The sequence below is a fragment of the Pseudomonas sp. Pseusp88 genome (assembly GCF_047303955.1).
In the GTDB taxonomy this organism is placed as follows: Bacteria; Pseudomonadota; Gammaproteobacteria; order Pseudomonadales; family Pseudomonadaceae; genus Aquipseudomonas.
In genome coordinates this window covers 1-292 of sequence record NZ_JBGLYM010000119.1, presented here as the reverse complement: position 1 = coordinate 292, position 292 = coordinate 1, and the positions used below count along the sequence as shown (strand labels likewise).

General features: G+C 50.3%; 1 pseudogene. It reads left to right on the top strand.

What is annotated here, in order from left to right:
* Positions 1-213: pseudogene (locus ACCD02_RS32725) on the top strand (hypothetical protein); the annotation flags it as partial.
* Positions 214-292: the final 79 nt, after the last annotated feature.

Below are 292 nucleotides of genomic sequence, written 5' to 3'. Positions count from 1 at the left end.
ATCACCCAGCTCGCCATTGCGACCAACAGGGAGGTGGTCGACTTAAAGTACAGCATAACCATGAAGGGAAATAACTATAAAACCAACTGGAGTCTTAATGTTTTCTGCAAACGAAAACAAAAAGACCGAGTCGCAGAAGTCATCCGGCCGTATTTACTAGCAGACGTTCCCTTTATCAGGGCCAAGGTTAACGTACCAATGAGTACAGACTAATCCTGGCCCTACCAAGAATCCTGCAACGCCCCAGTGTGGTGGGCAGGGCCGTGCAGTACTCCGGTCACCGCAACCCGAG